Origin of the sequence: Nocardiopsis lucentensis DSM 44048 (genome assembly GCF_000341125.1) — a bacterium.
In the GTDB taxonomy this organism is placed as follows: domain Bacteria; phylum Actinomycetota; class Actinomycetes; order Streptosporangiales; family Streptosporangiaceae; genus Nocardiopsis; species Nocardiopsis lucentensis.
The window spans coordinates 1-5,179 of the sequence record NZ_ANBC01000808.1 but is presented as its reverse complement, the minus strand read 5'-3'; the positions used below and the strand labels follow the sequence as shown (position 1 = coordinate 5,179).

The following is a 5,179-nucleotide window of genomic DNA, read 5'->3' as shown; positions in this document are numbered from 1 at the left end:
GGTCGGCCGGGCCCCGCCGGACCGCCGAACGGACGGCGGCCACGGCGGGGGGCGGTCCGCTCACTCCGCGATGGCTGCGGGGCGCACGACCCGGTCGATCCACGCGTTCGGGTCGCGGATCTCGGCCAGTGTGGGCAGGGTCTCGCGCGAGGTCCACACCTTGTTGAACTCGGCCATGCCGACCTCGGCGACCACCGCGCCGACGAACGCGGCGCCCTCCTCGTACTGGCGCATCTTGAGGTCCATGCCCAGCAGCTGGCGCATGATCCGGTCGAGGGGGTTGGCGGCCTCGCGGCGCTTCTGGAAACGGGCGCGGATCCGCTCCACGCTCGGCACGACCTCCGGGCCGACGGCGTCCATGACGTAGTCGCCGTGTCCCTCGGCCAGGCTCATGACCGCGGTGACGCGGTCCATGATCTCGTTCTGCTCGGGGGTCTGGAAGGCGGTGATGAGGTTGGCGTCACCACCGCGCACGGCGTCGGCGACGGCCTCACCGGCGGAGCGGAGCCGTCCGATGAGGTCGGCGGCGTCCATCTCCGACGAGAGCAGGAGCTCGCGCATCAGGTCCTGGACGTGCGAGCGCAGCCACGGCGTGGCCGTGAACTGCATCCGGTGGGTCTCCTCGTGCAGGCACACCCACAGGCGGAAGTCGCGGGAGTCGACGTCCAGCTCGCGTTCGGTGCTGACGATGTTGGGCGCCACCAGGGTCAGGCGGCCGGTCGGCGCGTGGCCGCTCGGGTCCGGCGGCAGGAAGAGTTCGTACTGGCCGAGGACCTTCCCGGCCAGGTAGGCGAGCACCGCGCCGAGCTGGACCCCGGTGATCCGGGGCCCGACCGCCGAGGTCAGGGCCGCGGCGGTGCCGTTGTTCAGCCGTTCGGAGCTCATCTGTTCCAGAACGGGTTCGAGTACCACCCGAAACCCGTCGACATTGGCCTTGATCCAGCCGGGGCGGTCGACGACGACCGCGGGTCCGGTGGGTTCGAGGGGGTTCATCCCGGTGAAGTCGCGCACGTGCCCGGCGGCCACGTTGGAAAGCTCGCGCAACTGCGCCACGGCCTGCCGCGCGTCGGAGAGGTCCACCTGCGGCCCCGGGCGGACGAGGCGGACACCGGTGTTGACGGCTACGTCCCAGTCGATCACAGTCACACCGCCAGCCTACCCACGCGTCGCCTCGCGGCACGGGGATCGGGGGACGAATTCCGGGAGGGGCCAGGGTGATCCCCCATCACCACCCCGTCCGGCGCCCGGGGTCCGAAACGGGGCGGAGACCCCAGGGGGTTCGTCGTTCGGGCGTCGGCAGGGTTCTTATGGATAGGTGTGCGCCGTAGGCGTCCGTTTGAGGGTTGGTGGCGGGCGACGGGCGGGCCAAGGCGAAGCGGAGGCCCCGAACAAACACAGCTCAGGAACAGCCGCAGCGGGCCAGGGCCGCGGCGAAGGTGTCCAGGAGCGACCCTCGCGCACCCGGGTCGTTCGCCATGAACGCGAAGTAGAAGGTGTGGCCGTCCTGGTCGCGGACGGTCCCGGCCAGGGTGCTCACCCCGTTGAGCGTGCCGGTCTTGCCCCGGACCAGACCGGCGGCGTCGTGGGTGGGCGCGTACTCGCCATAGCGCCCGTTCTTGGCCAGCGTGCCGGTGGAGTTCGCGGTGGGCAGACCGGTCAGGGCCGCGTTCAACTCCGGGTTGTCGGGGTCGGAGGCGATCCGGAGCAGCTCGACCAGAGCGCGCGGGGAGATGCGGTTCTTCGTGCTCAGGCCGCTGTTGTCGGACAGCTCCACGTCCTCGACGCCCAGGTCCGCCATCACCCGGTGGGTGGCGGCGGCCGCGCCCGCGAAGGAGGTCTCCTCCCCCATCGCCTCGGCCGCGACCCGGCCGAGCGCCTCGGCCATGTTGTTGTCGCTCGCCAGCAGCATGTGCTCCACCAGGGCCGACACGGGCGCCGACGCGACGCTGGCCACGACGTCGCCGACCGCCTCGGTCTCGGTCGGGTCGCCCTCGACCGACACCCCCGCGCGCTCCAGCTGGCGGGCGAAGGCCTCGGCGGCGTACAGGGGCGGGTCGTAGGCCCGGCCCTCGGTGGCGTCGATCACGCCGTCGGCGTTCTCGTCGTCCCAGCCGCTGTCGACCATCAGGGCGTGGGCGGGCGAGGTGCTGCCCTCGGTGACGTAGTTGGGCTTCCAGCCGGGGCCGAGCGTGGAACCCGTGAAGTAGGAGTCGTCGTACCCGACGGAGACCGTGTCGAGCCCGAGGCCGGCGAGGGCCGCCGCGGTCTGGTCGGCGAGCTCCGACAGGGTCGCTACCTGCGGGTAAGCTGCGGAGTCGGCGCGTTCGGTCAGTGTCACGTCACCCGCGCCCCGCAGCACCACCCGGTCCCGCTCCGCGTCGAGGTAGGCCTCGGTGTGGAGCACGTGGTCGGGGCCGACGGCGGCGAGGACCGTGACCGCCGTGGCGATCTTCGTGGTCGAGGCCGGGGTGACCGGGGTGTCCGGGGCCAGCTCGAAGAGCGTCTCCCCGGTGGTGGCGTCGACCACGAAACCGGAGAGGCCCTCCTCCAGCCCGGAACCGGACATGGGATCATCGAGAATGTCCGCGATCCTGCCCGGGTCGGCCGGAGCCGAGGTCGCGGGTTCAACCGCCGCCACGCCCTCCGCGTCCGTGACCGGGGCGGGTTCCGCCGGAACGGGCCGCGCCTCGATGACGTCGAGGGTGACCAGACCGGCGACCAGCACGAATATGTTGAGCAGGGCCAGTGCGAGGAAGGCCTCGCCTCGTACCCGTCGCACCCTGGGCACCTGCCCTCCTTCGGTGTCGCGGCCAGACGTTGTAGTTATATGGCGACATTAGTCGCAATGGGAGCCGAGATCAGCATGGAATTCGACGTTACGATCGAGATCCCCAAGGGGGAGCGCAACAAGTACGAGGTGGACCACGAGACCGGTCGTATCCGTCTCGACCGCATGCTGTTCACCTCCACCACCTACCCCGCCGACTACGGTTTCGTCGAGGGAACCCTCGGCGAGGACGGCGACCCCCTGGACGCCCTGGTCCTGCTCAAGGCCCCGACGTTTCCGGGCTGCCTGATCCGCGCCCGCGCGATCGGCATGTTCCGGATGCGCGACGAGGCGGGCGGCGACGACAAGCTGCTCTGCGTCCCGGCGACGGACCCGCGCCAGGAGCACCTGCGTGACATTCACCACGTGAACGAGTTCGAGCGCCTGGAGATCCAGCACTTCTTCGAGGTCTACAAGGACCTGGAGCCGGGCAAGTCCGTCGAGGGCGCCACCTGGGTCGGCCGCCACGAGGCCGAGCAGGAGATCATCGCCTCGGTCAAGCGCGCCGAGGAGGCCGGTGTGCACGGCGACCGCTCGCACATCTCCACCAGCGGGGACGAGAAGTAGCAGCCGGTTCCGCCCGGTGTTCCGACCACGGCCCGACAGGGGAGCGACTCCCCCGCCGGGCCGTCGTCGTGTCCGGGGCCGAACCGGTCCGGCCTGAGCGGCCCCGGCGGGTCCCGAGACGGGTTCCGTCAGCGGGGCAGCAGGGGCTGGGCCATCTCCCACCCCCCGGCGATGAGGTACCCGGCGAGCATGATCACGAGCAGCGCGGCCAGGAGGATCACCAGGAACGGCAGCTGGGAGACCAACCCCCGCGCCAGGAAACGGGTGGCCGGGGGCAGCGGGAACCCGTCCCTGCCGAAGTGGTCGGCGCGGGCGGTGACGTGCGCGCGGTAACCGTCGAGCGCGGGCCCCGTCATACCGTTGAGCACTCGGGCCCGCACGAGCTCGGTGTGCTCGGGCATCCGCCATGACTCGGCGGGCTCCGGCCGGGCGCTCCCGTGCGTGTGCCGGGCGCACTCGACCTCGGCCAGGGCGTGCAGCCACTCCCGCAGGCGGCCGGCGTCCCGAAGGTGGCCGATGTGCGCGTGCGCGACGATGAGCGTGTCCCGGAGCACGACGTGCGCGGTGTCGCGGTCGCGCAGAACCAGGATGCAGCTCCGGTACAGCTCGTCCCCGTAGGAGTCGAGCAGGTACGCGTAGGCGTCCGCCTCCGAGGTGCTGGTGGAGCGCAGGGCGCGGAGAAGATCCCGGTCCGTCATAGACCTAGAATCTACGCCGCGCGCGACACGCCCTTCTCCCCTTTGCGGAAAGACCCCCCGTTCCGCGCCTTCCGACTCAGCCGTCACGCTCGGTACCGCCGTCGGCCGCGTCGACCGCCCCGCCGGGATCCAGTCCCCGGTACGGCGTGGACGCGGGCTGCCGGGCGGCGCGGGTCAGCGTGTGCCCGCGCAGCCACAGGAGCACGTACGTGAGCGTGGCGAGCCCCGCGACCAGCACCGCCGCCCCTGGACCGAAGAAACCGAGAGCCATCACCCCGGCGGCCGCGACGACGAGCGCGCGCACGAGGACACGCGCCCACAGGCCCGGTGCGCCCGGACTCACCTGGGTTCCCGGGGGGCGGATGCCATCACGGCCACTCCTGACACTGCGGCTGGGGGATGGGGAGGGTCCCGTACCGGCGTCGCTCACACGCCGCCCACGGGCTCCACATGTCACCACCACGCGACGCCACCCGCAACACGCCCGGGGCGGTGACCGGGTGAGACGATCGACACGCGCGTTTGCCCACGATCGCTTGACTCCTCCAGGACTTTGCTGGTCTCCTTGGAACCATGCATCCGCACACGTCCGCCGACGCCATGGCTCGCACGGCCCCCGGGGCCCCCTGCCACCTGGCCGTCGAGGCGTGTCCGTGTTGTCGTCGCTGAGTCGCTCCGCCGGGCGTGCCCGCACGCCCGTGCCCGACCGACCCGGTGCGTGTCCGCCCCGTCCACGTTCTCGTGTGAGCTGACGGCGGCCCGCATCCGCCCGGGGTGTCCCGCCTCCGCGTCCGCGCGCCCGGCGGTCACCCCCGCCGCCTCGGCTCGCCGGGGCCCATCGACGACATCAGCGCGCCCCCGCCGCCGGGGCGCGCGCACGTGAAGGATCTTCCCACGATGCTCCAGCAGGCTTCCACCGCCCTCCGCGCCGAATCCGCTCCCGCGACCGCTCCCGCCCGCCCCGCCCGGGTCTCCCCAGAGGGGATCGGCGACGTGGTCGACGCCGGCCGCCGGTCCGGCTACGCCCACCTGAACGAACGCCGCCTGCCGACGATCGGCCGCCTGGTCGCGGCCGCGCGCGGGGCCG

The 5,179-nt window shown here is 72.2% G+C and carries 5 protein-coding genes and 1 pseudogene; 2 read left to right on the top strand and 4 right to left on the bottom strand.

The genetic code is table 11. The features are described from left to right. Positions 1 to 60 precede the first annotated feature (60 nt). Positions 61 to 1,140, bottom strand: a complete 1,080-nt coding sequence (locus D471_RS0128275) for a zinc-dependent metalloprotease (RefSeq protein WP_017601733.1) — start codon at positions 1,138 to 1,140, stop codon at positions 61 to 63. A gap of 259 nt (positions 1,141 to 1,399) precedes the next feature. Next, positions 1,400 to 2,788 (bottom strand): D-alanyl-D-alanine carboxypeptidase/D-alanyl-D-alanine endopeptidase, encoded by a 1,389-nt coding sequence (dacB, locus tag D471_RS0128270; RefSeq protein ID WP_026128160.1) that lies wholly within the window; start codon positions 2,786 to 2,788, stop codon positions 1,400 to 1,402. Between the two features lie 75 nt (positions 2,789 to 2,863). Between dacB and D471_RS0128265 the strand changes: the two genes are divergently transcribed. Beyond that, complete coding sequence (locus tag D471_RS0128265; RefSeq protein ID WP_193789801.1) at positions 2,864 to 3,394, top strand: inorganic diphosphatase; 531 nt, start codon at positions 2,864 to 2,866, stop codon at positions 3,392 to 3,394. A gap of 128 nt (positions 3,395 to 3,522) precedes the next feature. Here the strand turns inward: D471_RS0128265 and D471_RS0128260 are convergent, their stop codons facing one another. Together D471_RS0128260 and D471_RS41020 are read right to left on the bottom strand one after the other, a co-directional pair. Then, the gene (locus D471_RS0128260; RefSeq protein ID WP_017601731.1) at positions 3,523 to 4,092 is read right to left on the bottom strand and encodes an RNA polymerase sigma factor; all 570 of its coding nucleotides are present in this window, start codon (positions 4,090 to 4,092) and stop codon (positions 3,523 to 3,525) included. Positions 4,093 to 4,168: 76 nt separating this feature from the next. Then, positions 4,169 to 4,435, bottom strand: a complete 267-nt coding sequence (locus D471_RS41020) for a hypothetical protein (protein ID WP_017601730.1) — start codon at positions 4,433 to 4,435, stop codon at positions 4,169 to 4,171. Positions 4,436 to 4,989: 554 nt separating this feature from the next. Between D471_RS41020 and D471_RS36655 the strand changes: the two are divergent. After that, positions 4,990 to 5,179: pseudogene (locus tag D471_RS36655) on the top strand (hypothetical protein); the annotation flags it as partial.